This window comes from Methanobrevibacter sp. (assembly GCF_045120835.1).
Lineage (GTDB): Archaea > Methanobacteriota > Methanobacteria > Methanobacteriales > Methanobacteriaceae > Methanocatella.
In genome coordinates, this window is sequence record NZ_JBGVFE010000087.1 from 54,859 (window position 1) to 75,000 (window position 20,142).

20 protein-coding genes (1 of these 20 only partly in view) are annotated in these 20,142 nt (G+C 37.6%); 12 read left to right on the plus strand and 8 right to left on the minus strand.

Going from position 1 to position 20,142, the window contains the following annotated elements; all coding sequences use genetic code 11:
• Positions 1–7: 7 nt before the first annotated feature.
• From ACJMLO_RS07890 to gatE, 5 genes are read left to right on the plus strand one after another with little or no spacing between them, the layout of a single operon-like run.
• A complete protein-coding gene (locus tag ACJMLO_RS07890) occupies positions 8–292 on the plus strand; it encodes a 4Fe-4S dicluster domain-containing protein (RefSeq protein ID WP_405295590.1) in 285 nt (94 codons plus the stop codon).
• Positions 293–1,408: a 3-methyl-2-oxobutanoate dehydrogenase subunit VorB gene (locus tag ACJMLO_RS07895; protein ID WP_405295592.1), complete on the plus strand. Its 1,116-nt coding sequence runs from the start codon at positions 293–295 to the stop codon at positions 1,406–1,408.
• Between the two features lie 13 nt (positions 1,409–1,421).
• Entirely contained in the window at positions 1,422–2,864 is a 1,443-nt protein-coding gene (locus tag ACJMLO_RS07900; protein WP_405295594.1) for a 2-oxoacid:acceptor oxidoreductase family protein, read from the plus strand.
• Positions 2,865–2,873: 9 nt separating this feature from the next.
• On the plus strand, positions 2,874–4,184 hold the full coding sequence (gene gatD, locus ACJMLO_RS07905; RefSeq protein WP_405295596.1) for a Glu-tRNA(Gln) amidotransferase subunit GatD: 1,311 nt from the start codon (positions 2,874–2,876) through the stop codon (positions 4,182–4,184).
• 9 nt (positions 4,185–4,193) lie between these two features.
• Complete coding sequence (gene gatE / locus ACJMLO_RS07910; protein ID WP_405295598.1) at positions 4,194–6,065, plus strand: Glu-tRNA(Gln) amidotransferase subunit GatE; 1,872 nt, start codon at positions 4,194–4,196, stop codon at positions 6,063–6,065.
• A 33-nt stretch (positions 6,066–6,098) separates the two neighbouring features.
• Here the strand turns inward: gatE and ACJMLO_RS07915 are convergent, their stop codons facing one another.
• On the minus strand, positions 6,099–6,743 hold the full coding sequence (locus ACJMLO_RS07915; RefSeq protein ID WP_405295600.1) for a queuosine precursor transporter: 645 nt from the start codon (positions 6,741–6,743) through the stop codon (positions 6,099–6,101).
• A 220-nt stretch (positions 6,744–6,963) separates the two neighbouring features.
• On the opposite strand from ACJMLO_RS07915, the gene ACJMLO_RS07920 reads away from it, so the two are divergent.
• On the plus strand, positions 6,964–7,131 hold the full coding sequence (locus tag ACJMLO_RS07920; RefSeq protein ID WP_405295602.1) for a hypothetical protein: 168 nt from the start codon (positions 6,964–6,966) through the stop codon (positions 7,129–7,131).
• A gap of 531 nt (positions 7,132–7,662) precedes the next feature.
• On the opposite strand, the gene ACJMLO_RS07925 is transcribed toward ACJMLO_RS07920, so the two are convergent.
• From ACJMLO_RS07925 to ACJMLO_RS07950, 6 genes are all read right to left on the minus strand, one after another.
• Entirely contained in the window at positions 7,663–7,956 is a 294-nt protein-coding gene (locus ACJMLO_RS07925; RefSeq protein WP_405295604.1) for a hypothetical protein, read from the minus strand.
• A 14-nt stretch (positions 7,957–7,970) separates the two neighbouring features.
• Positions 7,971–8,141, minus strand: coding sequence for a hypothetical protein (locus ACJMLO_RS07930; RefSeq protein WP_405295606.1), 171 nt, complete (start codon positions 8,139–8,141; stop codon positions 7,971–7,973).
• A gap of 304 nt (positions 8,142–8,445) precedes the next feature.
• Positions 8,446–11,700 (minus strand): right-handed parallel beta-helix repeat-containing protein, encoded by a 3,255-nt coding sequence (locus ACJMLO_RS07935; RefSeq protein WP_405295608.1) that lies wholly within the window; start codon positions 11,698–11,700, stop codon positions 8,446–8,448.
• Positions 11,701–11,958: 258 nt separating this feature from the next.
• Positions 11,959–13,584, minus strand: a complete 1,626-nt coding sequence (locus tag ACJMLO_RS07940) for a hypothetical protein (RefSeq protein ID WP_405295610.1) — start codon at positions 13,582–13,584, stop codon at positions 11,959–11,961.
• A 92-nt stretch (positions 13,585–13,676) separates the two neighbouring features.
• Entirely contained in the window at positions 13,677–14,876 is a 1,200-nt protein-coding gene (locus ACJMLO_RS07945; RefSeq protein ID WP_405295612.1) for a cytosine permease, read from the minus strand.
• A 152-nt stretch (positions 14,877–15,028) separates the two neighbouring features.
• Positions 15,029–15,268, minus strand: a complete 240-nt coding sequence (locus ACJMLO_RS07950; RefSeq protein WP_405295614.1) for a hypothetical protein — start codon at positions 15,266–15,268, stop codon at positions 15,029–15,031.
• Between the two features lie 227 nt (positions 15,269–15,495).
• Here ACJMLO_RS07950 and trxB point away from each other — a divergent pair, with 227 nt between their 5' ends.
• On the plus strand, positions 15,496–16,416 hold the full coding sequence (trxB, locus tag ACJMLO_RS07955; RefSeq protein WP_405295616.1) for a thioredoxin-disulfide reductase: 921 nt from the start codon (positions 15,496–15,498) through the stop codon (positions 16,414–16,416).
• On the opposite strand, the gene ACJMLO_RS07960 is transcribed toward trxB, so the two are convergent.
• Positions 16,407–16,553, minus strand: coding sequence for a hypothetical protein (locus tag ACJMLO_RS07960; RefSeq protein WP_405295618.1), 147 nt, complete (start codon positions 16,551–16,553; stop codon positions 16,407–16,409). The two genes, trxB and ACJMLO_RS07960, sit on opposite strands and share 10 nt — an antisense overlap.
• 116 nt (positions 16,554–16,669) lie before the next feature.
• Between ACJMLO_RS07960 and ACJMLO_RS07965 the strand changes: the two genes are divergently transcribed.
• The 5 genes in view from ACJMLO_RS07965 to ACJMLO_RS07985 are tightly spaced (at most 46 nt apart) and all read left to right on the plus strand, a layout consistent with a single transcriptional unit that may run on beyond the window.
• Positions 16,670–17,227, plus strand: a complete 558-nt coding sequence (locus ACJMLO_RS07965) for a GMP synthase subunit A (protein WP_405295620.1) — start codon at positions 16,670–16,672, stop codon at positions 17,225–17,227.
• 9 nt (positions 17,228–17,236) lie between these two features.
• The gene (locus ACJMLO_RS07970; RefSeq protein ID WP_303738641.1) at positions 17,237–17,497 is read left to right on the plus strand and encodes a hypothetical protein; all 261 of its coding nucleotides are present in this window, start codon (positions 17,237–17,239) and stop codon (positions 17,495–17,497) included.
• 1 nt (position 17,498) lies between these two features.
• A complete protein-coding gene (guaA, locus tag ACJMLO_RS07975; RefSeq protein ID WP_405295622.1) occupies positions 17,499–18,425 on the plus strand; it encodes a glutamine-hydrolyzing GMP synthase in 927 nt (308 codons plus the stop codon).
• A gap of 46 nt (positions 18,426–18,471) precedes the next feature.
• On the plus strand, positions 18,472–19,653 hold the full coding sequence (locus ACJMLO_RS07980; RefSeq protein ID WP_405295624.1) for a hypothetical protein: 1,182 nt from the start codon (positions 18,472–18,474) through the stop codon (positions 19,651–19,653).
• A protein-coding gene (locus ACJMLO_RS07985; RefSeq protein WP_405295626.1) for a DegT/DnrJ/EryC1/StrS family aminotransferase crosses the window boundary here: on the plus strand, positions 19,646–20,142 show its 5' portion. The gene runs 457 nt beyond the window's last position; the window shows 497 of its 954 coding nt (coding positions 1–497); the start codon lies at positions 19,646–19,648; its stop codon lies off the right edge, out of view. The genes ACJMLO_RS07980 and ACJMLO_RS07985 overlap by 8 nt, the downstream gene beginning before the upstream one ends.

Sequence of the window (20,142 nt, forward strand, 5' to 3'; positions counted from 1 at the left end):
GATATAAATGACAGAAGAAATATCTTATCCAGTTATAAATAAGGAGATTTGCAAAGGATGTATGAGATGTATCGTCGGATGTCCTCAAAATGCAATTGTCCTTAGTGATGAAATGAATGATGCTGGTTACCAGTTTGCCGTTTACAGTGGCGACGGCTGTACCGGGTGTAAAGACTGTTACTTTACCTGTCCGGAACCGTTGGCGCTTGAAGTGCATCAGTTAAAAAATATCAGAAATGATGACGTTGCAAAAATGATTAAGGCAAAAGTGACCAGTAAAGGGGGAAATTAAATGAGCAATCAAATGGTAAAAGGAAATACTGCAGTTGTCATTGGTGCAATGTATGCAGGCTGTGACTGTTTCTTTGGATATCCAATCACTCCCGCAAGTGAAATCTTACACGAAGCATCAAAATACTTCCCGATGGTTGGAAGAAACTTTGTTCAGGCCGAAAGTGAAGAGGCATCAATCAATATGGTGTATGGTGCATCAGGAACCGGTCACAGAGTAATGACATCCTCATCAGGACCGGGAATCAGTTTAATGCAGGAAGGATTCACATTTCTTGCAGGTGCCGAATTGCCTGCAGTTATTGTTGACATCATGAGAGCAGGCCCCGGACTTGGAAATATCGGACCTGAACAGGGAGACTACAATCAGGTCGTTAAGGGAGGAGGTCACGGAAACTATAAAAACATAGTTCTGGCTCCAAACAGCGTCCAGGAAATGTGTGACTTGACAATGAAAGCATTTGAACTTGCAGACAAATGGAGAAACCCTGTAGTTGTTCTTGCAGACGGTACCCTAGGTCAGATGGCAGAACCTTTAGTATTCCCTGAAAAAGCCATAGAACCTAAAAATGACAAGCCATGGGCAGTGAAAGGTGATAAGGAAACCATGGAAAACCTCATTACATCAATTTATAATGATTTTAATGAATTAGAAGACTTCAACTACAAACTTCAGGAAAAATATGCTCAAATTGAAGCCGAAGAAGTAATATATGAGGAGTACCAGGTTGAAGATGCAGATATTGTTCTGGTATCATTCGGTATCAGTTCAAGAATTGCAAGATCCTCCGTTGACAAAAGCCGTGAGAAAGGCATAAAAGTCGGACTTTTAAGACCTATTACATTATCTCCTTTCCCGGTTGATAGAGTAAAAGAATTGGCAGACAAAGGAGTCAGTTTCATTTCAGTTGAAATGAGTAACGGACAATTACTGGCTGACGTTCAGTTTGCAGCATTAAGAAAAGAAGATACTCATTTAGTCAACAGAATGGGTGGAAACCTGATTGAACTAAAACAGATTCTTGCTAAAATTTATGAAATAGCAGGATATGATGATGAAGACATAGACCTATCCGAAAGAAGTGAGGAAAAGGCCAGTCCAAATATTATAGATTAGAGGATGTGGAAAAATGAGCGATAAAGAAAATAAAGATTATGAATTGCAGATACGTAGAAATCCACAGTCCCTTTTAGAAGAATATCCAAGAAAAGGAACAAATATTCAGTCTACTCACTACTGTGCAGGTTGCGGACATGGAATTTTACATAAATTAATAGCTGAATGTATGGATGAGCTCGGAATACAGGAGAGATGTGTAATGATTTCACCTGTGGGATGTTCAGTTTATGCTTATTTCTACTTCAACTGTGGAAACTTCCAGACTGCTCACGGAAGAGCACCTGCAGTAGCTACAGGCATTTCAAGAGCTGAGGATAATGCAATTGTTATGAGCTATCAGGGAGATGGGGATTTGGCTTCAATCGGTTTGAATGAAACCCTTCAGGCTGCAAACAGAGGAGAAAAGATTGCAGTATTTTTCGTAAACAATACCGTTTACGGAATGACCGGTGGACAGATGGCGCCAACCACTTTAATCGGTGAAAAGACAGTGACCTGTCAGACCGGAAGAGATCCTGATTATGCCGGACACCCTACACACATGTGTGAGTTAATCAACACATTAAAGGCACCTGTGTTCATTGAAAGGGTTTCCCTTGCTAATCCTTTAAAAATCAGACTTGCAAAATTTGCCATCAAACAGGCTTTAACCGTTCAAAAAGAAGGAAAAGGTTATTCATTTGTTGAAGTACTCTCACCTTGTCCTACAAACCTGAAACAGGATGTTGCAAGTGCACAGAAATTCATTGAAGAGCAGATGGAAAAGGAATTCCCTGTTAAAAATTTCAGAAATAACTTATACATCAAAGAACCTGTCATAAGACCAGAAAGTGACTTTTCAACCGAATCATTGGATAAAATATTCAATGTTACAAGAAGTGATGAATCAGGTTATGTTGATGATGAAAGCATCACACCAACAAGCATCAAGGTTTCAGGATTCGGAGGTCAGGGCGTTTTAAGTGCCGGTTTGACAATAGCTCAGGCAGCATGTGCTGAAGGAAAGCACGTTTCATGGTATCCTAGCTATGGACCTGAGCAGAGAGGGGGAAAATCAAACTGTTCTGTTGTTATTTCAAACGAAACAATAGGAACTCCTGTTGTTGATGACATTGACGTTTTAATTGCTTTAAACAAACCTTCCCTTGAACAGTTCTCACAGGACGTAAAAGACGGAGGAGTAATTCTTTACGATTCACATATCGGTGAATTTGAAACAGACAGAGACATCAAGGTCATTGCAATGCCTTGTGTTGACATTGCCGAAGAACATGGAAACGCAAGAACTGCAAACACTGCACTTTTAGGTGCATTGACAGAACTTACTGATGCTTTGAAACGTGAATCTTATGAAAATGCCATTCGTGAAATGTTTGCATCAAAACCTAAGGTCATTGATGTGAATATTGAAGTGCTAGAAGCCGGAGCGGAATGGCTTAAAAACAATTCATAGTGTGATTTGATGACTTATAAAGAAAATGCTAAAAATTATATAGAAAACTATGGTTTAGGTATAGGAGACAAGATTAAAGTCATAAAAGAAGACATTTCCTATACCGGTATTTTGCTTGACAGGCCGGAAGATGCAGATGACGGATATCTTGTAATCAAATTGTCAAGCGGTTACAACATTGGCGTAGCTATTGAAAACACCACTGCAGAACTCATTGAGAAAGGTGAAAAGCCAAAGATAGGATTTGGTGAAACCGAAATTCCTCATGATGATGCAAAACAGAACATTTCAATTGTCTCAACCGGAGGCACAGTATCATCAGTTATTGATTACAGAACCGGAGCAGTGCATCCTGCATTTACCGCATCAGACCTTGTAAAGGCCAATCCTGAACTTTTGGATTATGCAAACTACAATGTCAAAGCATTATATAATATCTTAAGTGAAGACATGAAACCTGAATACTGGGTAAAAGCGGCAGAAGAGATCGCCAATGACATCTCAAACGGTGCTGACGGAGTTGTAATAGCTCACGGTACAGATACAATGCACTATACCTCAGCTGCATTGAGCTTCATGCTGAAAACTCCTGTTCCAATCATCATTACTGGAGCTCAGAGAAGTTCAGACAGACCTTCAAGTGATGCAAACATCAATCTAATCGATTCTGTAGTTGCTGCAAAATCAGACATTGCAGAAGTCTGTGTGTGTATGCACGGCAGTTTAAATGATGAATACACTTACCTTCACAAAGGAACAAAGGTCAGAAAAATGCACACTTCAAGAAGAGATACATTCAGAAGCATCAACGCACAGCCGATAGCTAAAATCCAAAACAAGAAAGTAAACATCAATCCCGATTATGATTATACAAAACGTGGGGAAAACGAACTGGAGTTGAATACTCAAATTGAAGAGAAAGTCGGATTCATCAAAAGCTTTCCGGGAATATCTAATGAATACATTGAATATCATATCGATAAAGGATATAAAGGTATTGTCATGGAAGGAACCGGTCTTGGACATGTTCCAAATGAATTAATAAGTTCATTCAAAAGGGCGCAGGATGAAAACATTCCGGTAATCATGACCTCACAGTGTCTTTACGGCAGAGTCAACATGAACGTTTATTCAACAGGACGTAACATTTTGGATGCAGGAGTTATATCAGGACTTGACATGACCCCTGAAACCACCTATGTCAAATTATGCTGGGCGTTAGGCCAAAGTGACGATTACACAGAAGTAAAAGAGATTATGCAAACTAACATTGCTGGTGAATTTTCAGAAAGATCAACAATTAAGGATTTCTTAAACTAAGGTGATAGCATGGAATATGATTATGAAAAACTAGGATTGAAAATGGGACTTGAAATTCACCAACAGCTTAACAGTCAGCACAAACTGTTCTGTCCATGTAAAACAGAACTTGTTGATGATGATTTTGACGAACTCGTTCAAAGAAAACTAAGGCCTACACAGTCAGAGCTTGGTGAAATCGACCGTGCTGCACTTCAGGAATCACTTAGGGGCCTGAATTTCAAATATGAAAACTTTGCAAAACACACATGTCTTGTTGAAAACGATGATGAACCTCCTCACAGTCTAAATGAGGAAGCTTTAGATATCTGTATTACCATCGCATGTCTTATGAACATGCACATTGTTGATGAGTTTCATACCATGCGTAAACAGGTTATCGACGGAAGTAACACCGGAGGATTTCAAAGAACCGGTATGGTTGCAACCGACGGTTACCTTGACACTCCTTACGGTAAGGTAGTTATCGAAAGTCTCGGTCTTGAAGAGGATGCCGCAAGAAGAGTTGAAACCAAAGACGAATTTACCGAATTCAGACTTGACAGATTAGGTATTCCATTAGCTGAAATTACCACAGACCCTTCAATGCACCATCCTGACCAGGTTAGGGAAGTTGCATATATGCTTGGTCAGATTTTAAGAAGTACCAACGTTAAAAGAGGCCTCGGTACAATCAGACAGGATTTAAACATTTCCATTGCCGAAGGTGCACGTGTGGAAATCAAGGGTGTTCAGGACTTGGATTTGATGGCTGAAATCGTAAACCGTGAGGTTCAAAGACAACTTGCATTAATTGACATTAAAAATGAACTTCAAAACAGAAATGCAGAAGTTCTTGATGAAATTCATGACTTGGATGAAGTGCTCAAGGATACCGAATCAAAGATTTTAAAATCAGCTGAAACCATTAAGGCAGTTGTTTTAAAAGGCTATGACGGTTTGATAGGTCGTGAAGTACAGCCTGGAAGGAGATTCGGTACTGAAATTGCAAGCTATGCCAAAAAACGTGGTGTTGCAGGTATTTTCCACTCCGATGAGTTGCCTGCCTATGGAATCAAACAAGATGAAGTTGATAAGGTTGCTGAGTTCTTAAACATTGGTGAAGATGACGCATTTATTATTGTAGCTCACGATGAGGACATTGCAGTATCTGCACTGGAAGAAGTTAAAAGAAGAGCAAATCTAGGTTTGGAGGGTGTTGTTGAAGAGACAAGAAAAGCTCTTGAAGACGGCAATACCGAATACATGAGACCTCTTCCAACTGCAAACAGAATGTATCTTGAAACTGACATTCCATTGTTTAAGATTACATCCGACAGGATTGAACCTATTGCAAACAACCTGCCTGAACTTCCTGACGTAAAACAGGCCAGAATCATTGAAGAGTATAATTTAAGTGAGGATCTGGCAACACAGCTTGTAAAAAGGCAAGAGGCCGACATGTTTGAAGACATATTAGCTGAAGTTGACGTTGATGCAACACCTGTGGCTTCACTTCTTGCATATGACCTTAGAGAAATCAGAAGGGAAGGACATGACGTTAATGTCTTAACTTTAGATCACTTCAAAGGAATCTTTACCCTTTTGGCTGATGGTAAAATTGCAAAAGACAGTGTCCGTAAATTAGCTGTTGAAACAATCAAGGCGCCTGAAATGGACATCGGCGAAATTGCCGAGAAAAACAATCTGGTCATGATGAGTGAAGAAGATGTGCATGAAATCATTGCCGGCATTGTAGCTCAAAATGAAGGAATGGTAAAAGAACGTCAGATGGGTGCCATGGGTCCTTTAATGGGAATGTGCATGAAACAGCTTAAAGGAAAAGCCGATGGTGGTCTTGTAAATAAAATCGTTCGTGAAGAAATTCAAAAACTAATCTAGGGAAACTCGAATGAGTTTCCAATAACTCTTTTTTTAATTCTGGCTAAACAGTGACCCCTCATCCAATGTTCTTATTTTGAAAATCACTTTTCGAGTTACCGGATAGAATATCAACTCATAGAGTACCTTGAACACTATCTGACAGCAGATCATGGTCACAATCAATTCATCCGGCAGAACTCCATAGAAGGAAATTGAAATGAAAATAACAGAATCGACAGTTTCCCCTATCATAGTACTCACTATAACACGTACAAAAAGCAGATCAGAGTATTTTTCCTTCAATTTGACAAGTACTCTGGAATTTAAAATATTACCCATCAAATAGGAAATAAGCCCCGCCACAAAAAGTCTGGGAGTTGTTGAGAGAAGAGCTGCAAATGATGGGGCATTGGGACTGCTTGAAGGAAACATCATGGCAACCTGATATAGGCCAACAGCCACAACATTGATGATGAACCCCAAATAGATAATATCCTTTGTCAGTTTGTAACCGTAAATTTCAGATAGGACATCATTAACTATGAATAGTATAGGGAATGTCAATATTGAACACGGCAAAGCTATGAATCTTATTTCCAGCGTTCGTGTAGCCAATATGTTAGATGCAATCATGCAGGCACAAAATATCCCCGCAAGAAATGCATATGCCTTAGTCTTATTCATGTTTTCAAACATTTAATCACCGGTTGCTAATTACACTATATCATTCATCATTTATATATTTTGATTAGAAAATAACTCCCATTATCAAAATAATGTAATAATATACCATACTCAAGATAAACATTAAATAAATGAAGTTAGAAACTATTTTTACAGAATAATGAGGTGTGATAATGGCAAAAAGAATATGATAATCGCATTGGTCCTTTCACTGATATGATCCGGCCTGGGATTGATTTACGCAGGAGATGTGCAGAAGGGCATCATTTTAGCCATGATTGCAATAATAGTTGAAGTGTTATATCTTTTTGTAAGCCAGATTTTTGGCATTGTTGTATTCATAATATGGATTTACTCCCTTTATATGACTTATCAGGAAGTAAAAGTGGTTAACGGATAGTAAAAACCACGCATCACCATTTTTTTCTTTTTTATATTTGCAATATAATTTAGGTACACCTAAAAAAATGCAAAGCTTTATATACTATGGCGACAAAGTAAGTAATAGAGATGAAATTTAGGTCAACCTAAAAACTCTCACATTATTAGTCAAATAATAATAAACTCTCCAAAATTAGAAATGTGTTGAATTAGATTTTCACAATTTGCTAATTTGATACAAGTCTTATACTTAAGACATACCAAAAAAGTCGGATTTTTAATACTTTTTTGCCAAAATAGTATTACTTAATCTCGAAAACAAGTCGTTGGAAAATTTAAAAAAATCTGCCAAACACTATAATTTTCCTCAAAACACTGGTGTTTAACAACTCCATTAAACACCAATTATCTCTCTTTTTTATCACAATTATTCTAAAACTATTAATATATCCACCCATCCCTTCAAAAATAATTGTAGACCTACACAAACTTAACATATTTCAATCGCTCAGTATATGTAGTTAACTATAATTATAATTTTTGTCAAGTTTCAACTTTGATGGAACCATAAGGGTATATCAGAATCAATTTTATTTATAGTTAGAGCAATAGTTTTATTTGTTGCTTTGTATTGTCTATTCCCTTCAAATTTAACATTAATCACAGTAGTTCCAGCACCCACTGCAGAAATTAAACCGTTTTCATTTACTGTTGCAATATTAATATTTTCACTACTATAAACAAGATTGCCAAGATTTGGAGTTAATGTAGCATTAATCGTTTCAAAACCACCATAATCCATAGTTATTGATTCATTAACAGTGATTTCTGCATCATATTTCAATACTGTTATTGGAACTAATGCAATAATTGGAGCATATTCATCTGTTCAATAAACTCCACAATAATATTTGCAACACCACCATTAAATCCTTTAAAACCTGTAGAATTAACTATAAGAATTGTTTCATTATCTGTTGAATAAATTAAATTACCTGCTTCAGAAGGGATTAATTCTGCATTGAACACATCTCCGATGAAATTTATAACTTGATCTACATAAATTGTTAATGGTTCACAAGTAATAATTTTTAGGGGCCTGAATTTTTTAGTTCTCAGATAATTGCTGTATGGCCGTTTTTGAGTAGTATCCTTGTGATATGATTAGGGCTCCTAAAAATACATTTAGATATACTGTTGTTTCCTGATGTAATGAATTATTAATCACGCATGAAAGCAAAATGGCTACTGCGAAGGAATGATCGAGTTCCTGACGGTTAATCTATACGAAGTTGTGAAAAAAAGAAAATAATTAAGTAACTGCTGAAGCAAGTTACTTAATAATGATTTTAACATTCTTCTTGGTTACCTTATTGTAGTATTTATCACCTTTGTAGGTTACTGTTGCCTTGAATGTTCCTTTTTTACTCAACTTGGTGATCTTAAAGGTTGCCTTTCCTTTGGCATTGGTTTTTGCCTTGAATGTTTTTCCTTTGATTTTAAGAGTTAATTTTGCATTTTTGATTGGTTTTTTGCCTGATTTTAATGTTGCCACATATTTTTTGACTTTTATACTGGCATTGTAAGTTTTCTTTTTGGCGGTTATTCTGGATTTTGCCTTTTTGACCGTAACCTTGACAGCAGTCTGTGAGGCCTTGAAGTCTGCGCTTTCCTTAAATGTGATTTTTACATTATAGGTTTTTGGGATGAGCTTGCCGACATTTATTTTGACCTGACCGTTTGCATCGGTTGTGTATGTTTCATCACTCATGATATTGACAGTCAGCGGGACTCCGATGAGCGGTTTGCCGTTGATGTCTTTTAAAGTGATTATGAGTTTTTTGTTGCTGTTGTAGGTTGCAGTGATTGCCTTTGCTGTCAGTTCCGTTTTAGATTTGTTGATAGTTATTGTGGCATTACTGACAGCCACATTGTCCAATCCGATATAGGATGCATTGACATTGTACACCGCATAATCCTCAAATGTATATACTGCCCACCAGGTTCCGTTGCCTGCATAGATTGCATTGATTTCAGTGCCTTTTGGTAAGATGAAAAGTAATTTACCTTGTATGACCCCATTTGGAATGTTGGATTTTGCAGTGATGTTTACTGTCCTGCCAGTGGTTGTCTGGGATATGACATTCACATTGAATTTAGTGTTGTTTGAGATTATTCTTACAGCTTCGGTGTAGTATGAATCTGTGTCATGGCGAGCACCTATGAAATAATTTTCACCAGCACTTATATCAAAAACAATCATACCATTCTCATCTGTGACTTTAACCTCATTTAAAACAATGCCATCATTAACAACTATGCCAACATTGATTTTTTGACCAGCTTCATTATTGGATCTGACTGGAGCGGAACTGTCTGTGTTTGTGATTCCTTTTGCACCCCAATAGGTTACATTGTTAAAGGCAAATCCAGTATCATTATTCGAATAGATTGCATTTAAAAGGTTATCTTTACCTTTGAAAGTAATTGTAATATTATTATCATTTTTGATTATTTTTAAATCTTCAGCATTCGCCCTATTGTTTAAGAAACGAGAGTGGGAAACCCGTATAGCAGATGAAATCTCCCATAAGAAAATTGCAGAACCCGCATCTGCATTATTATCGGCGAAATTACAATTTACCACACTACCTGACGAAAGTTTATAGAAAAAGATAGCACCACCAACAGAAGCGGCGTTACCATTAAAATTACAATTTGTCGCTTCAACAGCATTAGCGAAACAAACTGCACCACCACCACTATTATAACCCACCGCATTGTTGTCGGTAAAATTACAATTTCTCACTTCACCAATATTATTGAAGTAAACCGCACCACCATAACTCCCATAACCAACAGCATTATTGTCAGCAAAACTACAATCCGTTACTTCACCATAACCTCGGAAGTAAAGTGCACCACCACAAATCTCATCACCCGTAGCGGTTACCCCTCCATCATAGAGAGCAGAATTATCAGTAAAATTACAACTTATTACTTTCCCCTCATTGTAGATGTAACCTGCACCACCACAACTCCCATAACCAACAGCATTGTTGTCAGCAAAATTACACTCCTTTACATAAACCGTTCCAACCAAGAAAATTGCCCCTCCTTGACACTTTTCGCCAGTTGCGGAGTTATTAACAAAATTACAATTTGTTATATTCCCTGCATTCTTGAAGTAAACTGCACCACCACCACACATATAACCCTCCACATTGTTGTCAGCAAAATTACAATTTCTCACTTCACCAATATTATTGAAGTAAACTGCACCACCATAACTCCCATAACCAACAGCATTGTTGTCAGTAAAATTACAATTTTCAACACGACCATCGTTCTCAAAATAAATAGCTCCACCAGAGGATGCATTGCTTCCAATAAAATTACACTCCGTTACTTCACCATAATCCGCGAAGTAAACTACACCACCACAACTCCCATAACCAAAAGCATTGTTGTCAGCAAAATTACAATTTTTCACTTCACCAGGATACCTGAAGTAAACTGCACCACCACCCTCTTTTGCGTTGTTATAAGTTAAATTACAATTTGTTATAGTGCACTTTAGATTGGCGCAAACTGCACCACCCTTACCGGTTGCAGTATTGTTAACAAATTTGCAATTTACTGCATTACTTCTTTCAGATAATAAAACTGCGCCTCCATGACCGGCAGAGTTATTAGTAAAAGTACAATTTGTCAGGTTACCATCAGATAAGCCAACTGCACCACCATCCCCTATGTTTGCTTTGTTATTAGTAAAATTACAATTTTCAACACTGCCTTGAAATATATTAACTGCACCATAACCAGCAGGAGCTGAGTTATTAGTAAAAGTACAATTTGCCACGTTACCATAACCTAATTGAACTGCACCGGACATAACGGCAGCGTTATTAGTAAAAGTACAATTTGTTACAGTACCATTTTGCAGGAAGTAAAGTGCACCACCATGTTCTGCAACATTATTAATGAAATTACAATTTCTTACTTCGTAAGTACCATAAAAACTGAAATATATTGCACCACCCCCAAAATTTGCATTGTTATTAATAAAAGTACAATTTTCAACAATGCCCGAATTAGTGAAGAAAATAGCTCCTCCATCACCCTCAAAGTTAGCATTTTTAATGGTTAGATTCTTAATTGTTACTCCTGAAGCATGTACATAAAATGCACGAATATCTGATTTTGCCATATCAATGACTGCCCCTTTACCGTCAATTACACCAGAATCCCTGATTTCTATGGTGTTGCCATCATTATTATAAGTGTAAGTGCCTTTAGTTAAGTTAATATTTCCGCCGGAACCAATTTGTTCTCGCAAGTAAGAGTAAGTGTATTTACCGGCAGTTAATACTTGCGAATCGGTTTCATCATTATCCCCTGCTGCCAATGCAGGGTTTTCTTCATTTGTTTGGATATTATCATCAGTTATTTCGTCACCTGACAATTCCAATTGACCTGTATCTTCACTTGCTAATGCTGTTTCATTCACATCACTTGCGCTTGCAGCTGCAATTGCGAATAGAAAAATAGCGAGCATTAATATAATCATGCTTTTTTTGTATTTCATAGATTGTTCTCCAAATTTTTACTTTTAATCTATATTTAATTTGAAAATCATATGTGATAAATATTTTTAAATGGAATTTTTGGTCATGAACTGGCGAAAGTAACTTCGCCGCAAAGGCAGGAGTGAAAAAAATGAAGGAATGACAATACAATTGAGTTCAAATTAAAGAAATAGTGAAATATTAAATTGAAATTTAAAATTTAGCCTAGTTTTTTGGCGAAGAAAATAAAAAAAAAAGCAAGTAACTGCCATAGCAGATTACTTGACAACAATTTTGACTTTCTTGGTTACTTTATTATATTTGTTATTTCCCTTGTATTTTATCGCAGCTTTGAAAGTCCCTTTCTTCTTCAAGTTGGTTATTTTGAAGGTTGCTTTACCTTTACTGTTGGTTTTGGCTTTAAATGTCTTTTTGTTAACTTTCAAACTGACCCATACATTACTAATTACTATATTTTTGTTTGTTGTTAAAGTGACTGAGTATTTTTTAGCTTTTACAGATTTTTTAAAGGTCTTTTTAGATGCAATTAATTTTGTTGGTATTTTAGTGTTTTTTGCAGAAGCATCACTTGACTGGAAGACACAATTGGTTGTAGTGGTTCCATAGACGTTATCGTTGCTTTTAGCCTTATTGTTTTTGAATGTGCATTTTTCCGCAAATCCGCCATAAGTTTTGCCATTCATCTTGTTTAAAACACAGTATATTGCACCTCCGGCGTCTCCTGCAACATTATCCTTAAAATTTGAACTTTCAATCATATTAGTGTAAATTGATGTTGATTGGGAAGAACTGGATGTGGTTGTAGACTTACCGTTGAAATGGACTGCACCCCCATCTGCGGATGCCTGATTGGCCACAAATTCACAGTTTTTAATGTTTTGTCCTTGAATTGAATATACTGCACCTCCATTTCTTGAGGCAATATTTGATTTGAAAGTACAGTCATTGATGTTTACGGTACTGCTGAAAGTAAAAACCGCACCACCGTCTTTAGCTTTATTTCCAGTGAATGAACAGGTGTTTATATTAATGGGCTTGCTGGTATAGACTGCACCTCCAGAATATGATGGAGCTTCATTGCCATTAAAAGAGCATCCATTCAAAACAGCGGTACCATAAATGTGTAAGGCACCTCCTCCGCCGGACCCGGTTACTTTATTATTTGTGAAAATGCAGTTGCTGCATTCTACATTACCATAATTTTTAGAAGTACCACTATAAACCGCCCCTCCGGAACTTTTTGCTTCATTGTTTGTGAATGTTGAACCTTTAAGGGTTAATTTACCTCGGGTGTCAATAGCTCCTCCGGTACCATCAGAACCGGTTGCCTTATTATTCCTGAATACACAATTGCTAATGTCCAAATCCCATGAATACCAATAAGATTTTAAAAGATTACTGCCATACACCACACCTGCAACGGATTTGATGGCACCGCCACTTCCTGTCGCATATCCGTTTAGGAAATTGACATTATAAACTGTGAGTTTAAAATTGTCAGAACTGCCATATTTTACGTTTTCATAGGACAGTGAGAAAATTCTTGATTTGGACAGTCCGTTTATGGTATAGCCATTACCGTTGATTGTCAAATCTTTAGTGACGAGAATTCCATCAGTGCTAAACCCTTCATCATATTTATAATCATTTTCCAGGGTTATTGTTGAACCTGCTGCAGCATTGTTGATCTTTTTTTGCAGCGCAGTGAATGTACCATCATCAGTTGCAGCAATTATTTCTTCATTGTTTGATTCTTCAATTGCCTGGTTACTGTCTTCTAGACTAACAATATCACCTGTAGCATTGTCTGCCGCACTTACAGCCGAAACAGCAAACAAACACAATGCAATGACTGTCAGCATCATTATCTTTTTATATTTCAAATTATTTTCCTCCAAAAAAGTTGTAATATAATTAATATTTTCAAATATTAAGTATATATTTATTGTGAAAAAAATGATGGAATTAAACAAAGTTATACCTTTGAGGAAAAAATAGACTTTTTTCTAAAAAATATCCAAAGATAGGCAAGCAATGCTGATGTGATAACTGCAATTAATGACGGGCCCAGAATAACCGAATCCATAGATACAACAGCATGATAGATAACAAAACCCGCAAGCCATGCGAACATATTCCAGTACCAGGTCCTGACGTCTCCGTCATTATCCCGGTCAAGATAAAATGAAACAAGCAGTACCGCCGCCATAGGAGCAAATACCGAAGAGATCAGATAGAGAAAATCAATGTAATGATTCATGATTCCTGAAATGGCAAGCACTGCACTCACCCCACTGACAACAACTCCTGCAACTTTCGGATTTAATTTATTATAGATTACCTTTGCGGATTCACCGGCGGAATTGGCCGCCAGGAAGTTGGTGGTCACAGTCGAAAGTGCAACAATTATGATTCCTGAAATTCCAAGATTTGCAAAAAGAATCGCCTGTGCAATGCTATAGTTTGCACCTATGCTTGCAATTTCAACACCGATGAAATACATCCAGAGGCTTGCGATTGTATATGCTGCTGCAGATACGAGTGTGGCATTAACAGGCTTTTCTACATCCTTGGTGTAGTCAGAAATCACAGGCAGCCATGAAATCGGCATTGCAATTGAAATTTCAAAAATGTTCCAGAATCCAAGTGCTTGAGAATTTCCCAACATGCCCTCTACACCAGGTAAGACACCTAAAAATTTAAAGGACATCACAACAAGCAGCATTACAAGAATTGCCATCACAACAGTTGTTATTTTTGCTATTCGCTGTAAACCAAGGTAAACCCATAGTGCAATGAATGCCGCAAGTATCAGACATATCAAGGGAAATGAAATCGGAAGATTGAGACTAGTCAATGCAGATGCTCCTTGGGCATTCAATACAGCAACCCATGCAACAAGCTGGAGCACATTCAATGCAGCGAAAAATTTGGATCCGTATTTGCCGAAGGTGGATTCAGTCATCTCCATCGCATTCAGCCGTATGCGTGCACCAATCAGCCCCACCAAAAAGAGCAACAGTCCTCCCAGCAGGTGTCCGAGAATTAGTGGAATCCATAGAGATCCTCCTGATGATATAGTTCCGATTCCTATTCCTGCCTCAATTTCAGAAACAGAAATGGCAACTCCGAACCATATGACCGCATTTGAAAAAAGTCCAGTACGATTTTCCATATTATTCCCCGTTTAAGATTCAAGTTTAGTTATTAACATAATACATTAAAAAACTTATCATATATTAATATAACTATTGTTATATAAAGAGGGAAAATATTTACGGCTTCAAATAAAAAACTAAAAAAAACACCTGACGATTTTGTCACACGTCACAGCCAGTAGAGAATATCTTCCAGCTCATCCTCATCGATTAAATCCCTCTTTAAATCATCCAGGTCATAACCGTTTTCCCTCAGTGCATCTTCAACTTCGTCCCTATCATAGCTTTTTCCACCTATCTCAATTGAATTATCATCATCTTCCGAAGTTGAACTGGGATAGTAACTGCAATATGGACAATAAGGCTCTCCTTCATCAACAAAACTACCGCATTGAGGACATATTCCCATAATAACCACCTTCAATCGTCTTCCCAATCCCCCATATCATAATCAGGGTTAAATCCACACCATTCACACCACAATTCATAATCTGCAAGAACAGAACCGCATTCCGGACATATCTTCATCGTATCACCTAAACAAATGTTGTGCCGAAGATGGTATTAAAGTTTTCCAAAAATACAATTACTAATAACCACCAAATAATATATAACTTTCAAAAAACAGGTGAAAAAATGGAAAAGTATGACATCATTATCATAGGTGCCGGCCCAGGAGGGCTTACAGCAGGAATCTATGCCGGAAGACAAGGAACCAAAACCCTAATTATTGACCGTGACCTCGCAGGAGGATTGGGCCGTGAAGTTCCAGAAATGGAAAACTATCCTGGCTTTGACAACATCTCAGGCCTGGAGCTGATTGAAAAAATGAAATCCCAAGCAACCAAAAACTGCAGACTGCATGAAATGGAGGAAGTGACAGAAATTGCCTCAAATGACACGGAATTCAGGTTTACGGTTACAACCAATAAGGATCAATATCAAGCAAAAAGCATTATCCTTGCAACCGGAAGCTCACACAGACACCTGGATGCAAAGGGAGAAGAGGAATTCAAAGGCAAAGGCATAAGTTACTGTGCAACATGTGACGGATTCTTCTTTGTTGGACGTGACATCCTCATGGTCGGAGGAGGAAACAGTGCCCTTCAGGAAGCGCTATACCTCAAAAACCTGGGCGCCAATGTTACAGTCGTTCACAGAAGGGATGAATTCAGAGCCCAAAAGCATCTGCAGAATCAGATAAAGGAAAAAGAAATTCCAAGCATCCTGAATGCTACAGTTGAAGAGATAAAAGGTGACCTGCTGGTTGAATCAGTTGTCCTGAAAGATACCCAGACTGGGCAAACAAAAGAAATCCCAACAAACGGAGTTTTCATAAGCGTTGGATATATTCCTCACACAGAGCTTGCAAAGCAGCTGAATGTCAATCTGGATGAGTCAGGTCACATCATCATAGATAAGAATCAGAAAACCAATGTTGACTATGTTTATGCAATCGGTGATGTTTGTGTCGGCCTAAAGCAATGGGTTGTTGCCTGCGGCGAAGGTGCAGTTGCTGCAACTTCAGCATTCACAGACCTGCAGAATCAGTTATAGCGTTCCTGCAGGAAAAGGTAAATAAAGAATGCAATAAGCAGCACTACAATGATTGGCAATAACCACATGAATAATTTGAACAGCACAACTGCTATCAAAATGGCCCCAATTATAAATATTAAATCTTGAAGTTCCATGTAATTCAAATTTATTCTATGTAATATATAAACCTTTAAGATTTTCTTTTACATTGATAAACTATAATAAATAAAAAAACTAAAAATAATATTATTATATTTTAATGGAGTATAATATGACAATTGTAGTTATCAACAACAAAGGGCAATATAACCACAGAATTCAAAGGAGCTTACAGTATTTAAACATTCCCTCCGAATTAGTTTCAAATGACATGTCAATCGAAGAGATTGAAGCTAAAAATCCTATTGGACTAATTTTAGGAGGAGGACCCTCACTTGAAGGTGCAGGAAATAGTGAAGAATACATTAAACACTTTGATATACCTATTTTGGGAATATGCCTTGGACACCAGTTGATTGCAAAAGCATATGGCGGAGAGGTTACAACCTCAGATACCGAAAGTTATGCCCAGGTAAAAATCAATATTGATAACGATGACAATTTATTCAAAAGCCTAGCCCCTGAAATGGATGTTTGGTCCTCACATAAAGATGAAGTGAAAACAATCCCTGAAGATTTTATTATCTTGGCTAGTTCAAACTTATGTGATGTTGAATCATTCAAACATAAAGACAAGGATGTATATGGAATACAGTTCCATCCAGAAGTGCATCACACTCCAAAAGGAGAAATAATTTTTAAGAACTTTTATGAAATCTGTCAAAAATAGGTGAAAACAATGATTGATAATGCTGATGATTTAAGAGACAAAGCAAATGAATTTAAAACCGGTTTGAAAAAACAATACGTTAACATTCCAATCGGCGATGAAGAATATGGATTTAGAATCTCAGGAATTGGACAAAAATCCGTTAAATTAGAAAAATACGTTAAATTTGATGACATTTTTGAAGCCATTGAATCCGGCAATGACAATGGCCTTGAAGCTATGATCAAACAAATCATTGAAGATTACGAAGAAGAAGATGAAGAGGAATAAAATGTTAAGTCCCAAAGAATTTATTGAAGATGCAGTGAAAAAAATTAAAGACCAAATCGGCGATGAAAAAGCAATAATCGCATTGTCCGGTGGAGTGGACAGTTCAGTTTGTTCAGTTCTTGTTCAAGAAGCAATTGGAGATAATTTAACTGCAGTTTTTGTAGATCATGGTCTTTTAAGAGAAGGTGAAGTTGAACAGGTAACCAATACCTTCAAAGACAGATTGAATTTCAAGTTTGTGGATGCTTCCGATGAATTTATGGACCAGCTGGCAGGAGTGGACGACCCTGAAGAAAAAAGAAAAATCATTGGAAGAGTGTTTATCGAAGTATTCGAAAGGGAAGCAATCGAATCCGGAGCAAAATTCCTGGTGCAGGGAACTATCGCACCTGACTGGATTGAAACCAAAGGAGAAATCAAGTCCCACCACAACCTTGCCCTTCCAAGCGGAATGGAATTGGAGTTATGCGAACCTATTCGTGACCTCTACAAGGATGAAGTAAGGGAAATTGGTGACGAATTGGACCTTCCGAAAACAACAGTTTACAGACAACCTTTCCCAGGACCTGGTCTTGGAGTACGTGTTGTCGGTGCACTTACAAGAGAAAATGTTGAAATCTGTAGAAAAGCAAACAAAATCGTTTGCGATGAGATTGAAGCTGCAGGAATTGATGAAACAGTATGGCAATACTTCGCTGTTTTGACCGATACCAAAGTAACCGGTGTCAAAGGAGATCAAAGAGACTTCGGATATCTTGTAATAGTAAGAGTGGTTAACTCAATTGATGCCATGACCGCATCCGTTGCGGAACTTCCTTGGGATGTTGTCCAAACCATCTCAAAAAGAATCACTTCTGAAATCTCTGAAGTAACCCATGTCGCTTTATCAATAAGTGATAAACCACCTGCAACCATCGAATTCTGTTAAAAAATACCATTTGGTATTTTTACTTTTTTACTTTTTTTAGAAAATTATGAAAACAACAAAAAATGCTTATTTAGCCAAGTTAACAGAACAAATCCAAATGAAATCTGTTAAGGTTGGAAAAAACCTTGAAGGAACAACCCCTCCATCAGTTTTCATCGGAAGATGGTCATATCCTAAAGTGTATGCCGGACCGATGATGAGCTCACAGATGGGAGATACGTCAATTATGGATGCTCCTGAAGAGTGGATTGGCCAGAACAAGTCCCAAGAGGAAATCATCAACTACAGAATGAACCTCGTCAGAGGCAAGCAACTGATTAAAATCGATGATTTGGAAAATCCCTTTGTCGAAAAACTGCAGGACATCTCACTTGCCTCAAAGTCAATCGACAGTGAAGCGACATTTGGAAAAAGGCCAAGAGGATCAATGCTTACAGAAGACAGCATGCCCCACGGTCCAAGTGCAGTCATTGAAAAATTCGATATCGATGCGGTGAGATGGGACAGGCAACTGGAAAAGACATTTTATGATACTGACCTAAAGGCAACTGAAGCGGTTTTGAATCTACACAATAAGGATGTTCCGTTTTCAGCCATGCAGAAGGCATTCTCTGTTGGTGCAATCGGAACAAAAAATAGAAGAAAACTCGTTCCGACACGATGGTCCATTACGGCCTGTGACTCAACGCTTGCAGATTTGTTCCTTAAGGAAGTGAGAAAATTCGAAATAATGGATACCTACAGGGTTTATGAATTTGGCGCATTGAACAATTATTACATAATAATTCTAACCCCAACCGAATGGCAATATGAATGGTATGAAGCATTTATAAAACTGATGAGAAATGAAGAGTTGATATTTTCAGACTATGAGACAAATGGCGGCAAAAAGGAATACTCAATTGTTGGCGGATGCTATTATACCGCAAAAATGGCGGTTCTCGATTATCTGATGAACATCAAAAAACAGTCCGGATTAATAATTTTAAGGGAAGCATATGACGGATACGTTCCTCTAGGCGTTTTCAACGTAAGGGAAAACATCAAAGAGGCAATGCTGAGACCCTACCTTGAATTTGAAACCCTGGAAAAATGCCTGGAATATGCGGGAAGCAAATTAAAGATACCTGTCAGCAGATATGTAAAGCAGGGAACCCTGCTTAATGAAATGCTTCACACAAAACAGACAACCCTTGATATGTACTTCAAAAGTGAGAATAATGTTTAAGTTTAAAAGGCCTTCCGATGAAACTTTAGAGATAATGTCTGAAGTTGCAAAGGGAAATATCGAAAAAGATTACGAAGAAAGTTGCATTGGCAAAATTAAAGACCTGACAGACAAGGAAGATGTTAGGATTACCTCCAGCGGAAACAACAGCATATTCATTGCCCTGTCTGCTGTTGAAGGGGATATAATCATACCCGATCAGGGAGGCTGGCACGGATTCAAGCAGATTGCAAAATTTTTAAATAAAAACATTATAACCCTGAAAACAGACCTTGGCCTTATCAACCCTGATTATTTGGATGAAATTGAAATTGGCGATTCTTCAGCACTGATATTTACAAGTTTTGCAGGTTATGCAGGAGAACAGAATATAAAATCCATTTCAAGATACTGCAGAAGCAATGACATTCTAACCATTGAGGATGCCTCAGCGGGAATAGGAGATAGTGAAAAGAAACTCGGAAGAAATTCGGATATTGTCCTTGCGTC